The sequence below is a fragment of the Nocardioides oceani genome (assembly GCF_030412965.1).
In the GTDB taxonomy this organism is placed as follows: domain Bacteria; phylum Actinomycetota; class Actinomycetes; order Propionibacteriales; family Nocardioidaceae; genus Nocardioides; species Nocardioides oceani.
Map to the genome: position 1 here is coordinate 1 of NZ_JAUHJQ010000142.1, position 280 is coordinate 280.

Sequence of the window (280 nt, forward strand, 5' to 3'; positions counted from 1 at the left end):
GATGCCTTCAGCTGGCGCGAGGCCAGCACGGCGATGATGGCCGACAATTTCTTCCTGCGCAGCTGGAACATCTTCTTTCCGGAGGTGAGCTGGACCGGACCGGACCCCTCCTATCAGGGCCGCGAGCTGCAGGTCATCTCCTATATCACCGCTCTTCTCTATGCCGTCTTCGGCTGGGACGACACCTGGGGCCGGCTCGTCGCCATCGCCTTCGGCGTATGGGGCGTCTTCGCGCTGCATCGGCTGATTGCGCGGCTCTGGGACGAGGCCCACGCCCATG

Annotated in this window: 1 protein-coding gene; it reads left to right on the top strand. The window is 64.6% G+C overall.

The genetic code is table 11. The annotated features are described in order from the left end of the window. Positions 1-280, top strand: a 280-nt coding sequence (locus QWY28_RS23600) for a hypothetical protein (protein ID WP_300955346.1), incomplete at both ends; no start/stop codon positions are given.